Genomic DNA, 1,652 nt, shown 5'->3' on the forward strand with positions numbered 1-1,652 from the left:
TTACCTAAAAGACAGGAGTTAAGCTGGGCAGATCTGGTGTTAATGATTGAAGGGATACAGGTACAAAAGAGCAGACAATTGCGCCGTTATCAGATATAAAAGTGCCTTTTTTCTTGTTTAAAAGCGGTTTTTTGAGTAATTTCATGCCATGGATACGGCACTGGAAAACCTCTCAAAAGAGCAATTAATTGCTATTATCCATGCCCGTGAAGAAGAAAACAGCTACCTCAAATCCCGTGTAGATCTTTTAGAACGCCTGCAGTTCGGCCAGAAGCGCGAACGCTTTGAAGGTGATCCTAACCAAGGCGTTTTACCGTTTGAAACTCCTGCAGAGGAAGAAGTACAGCAGCAGGAGGAAATCAAAGAACAGATCAGCTATACTCGTAAAAAGCAATCCGCTCATAAAGGTCGTGCAGCTTTACCTGCCCATCTTCCGGTGGAAGAAGTTGTGATCTATCCAGAAGGAGACCTGACGGATATGGTATGTATCGGCAAAGAGGTAACCGAAGAACTGGAGTGTGAGCCTGCCCGTTTCTTTATCCGTCGTTATATCCGCTATAAGTATGCAGCTAAAAACGGTGAGTCTGTCAAAACCGGAGATCTTCCCGAAAGAGTAATTGACAAAGGTATACCGGGAGCAGGTTTACTCTCGATGATCCTTACTGATAAATACATGGATCATCTCCCACTGTACCGGCAGAAACAACGGTTTGCAAGGGAGAACATCCCAATTGCCTCTTCTACTATCGAAGGCTGGGTGAAACAAGGTCTGGAGCAGATTGAACCACTCTGGCAGCAGCTCAGGTTTGATATAAAAGCCAAAGGTTATTTGCAGGTAGATGAAACGGGGATAAAAGTACTGGAAAGCGAAAAGAAAAATGCTTGCCACCAGGGTTACTATTGGGTTTACCATAGTCCACTAGATGGGCTGGTACTGATGGATTATCATCCTACTCGCGGTGCTATAGCTACCAAAGATATGCTAGCTCATTTCAAAGGTTATTTGCAAAGTGATGGGTATGGGGTGTACGAAAAAATAGGTCAGCGTACAGAAGTGACGCCAGTAGCGTGTTGGGCACATGCCCGAAGGGAGTTTGAACGAGCTTTGGATAATGATAAGATCAGAGCTACTAAAGCTCTGTCCCTTATTCAGCAACTCTATACAGTAGAACGTAAAGCAAAAGAAGAGCAGCTTGAGGCAAACCAGATCAAACGGCTACGCCTGGACGAATCGCTTCCGGTACTCAATGAACTGGGTAAATGGATCTTTGCTGAGGTGAAAAACACTTTGCCTAAAAGCCAGATAGGAAAGGCTATGCGGTACGCAATGGAACGCTGGGATAAACTAAGCGTGTATCTTCAGGACGGCAGTCTTCATATCGATAACAATGCCATTGAGAATGCCATCCGTCCGATTGCTTTAGGCCGCAAGAACTATCTTTTTGCAGGAAGTCATGATGCTGCTACTCGTGCAGGAATGCTCTATTCCTTTTTTGCTATTTGTAAGAAGCATGAGGTGAACCCTTACCGATGGTTAAAATACGCCCTGGAGAATATCATGACGATCAACCATAAGAATATCAGAGATCTCTATCCGCAGAACTTTAAGAAACTAGTTGAAACTGACAATATGTAGTTGTTCGGGCGGATAC

Annotated in this window: 1 protein-coding gene; it reads left to right on the forward strand. The window is 44.2% G+C overall.

The features are described from left to right. Positions 1-148 precede the first annotated feature (148 nt). Positions 149-1,636, forward strand: coding sequence for an IS66 family transposase (tnpC, locus tag J4N25_RS26665; protein WP_207424948.1), 1,488 nt, complete (start codon positions 149-151; stop codon positions 1,634-1,636). The last annotated feature ends 16 nt before the right edge of the window (positions 1,637-1,652 follow it).

Source organism: Desertivirga brevis (assembly GCF_017355835.1).

Bases quoted from the DNA above. Each gene is read 5' to 3' on its own strand.
- tnpC (WP_207424948.1), top strand. From the start codon at position 149: ATGGATACGGCACTGGAAAACCTCTCAAAAGAGCAATTAATTGCTATT.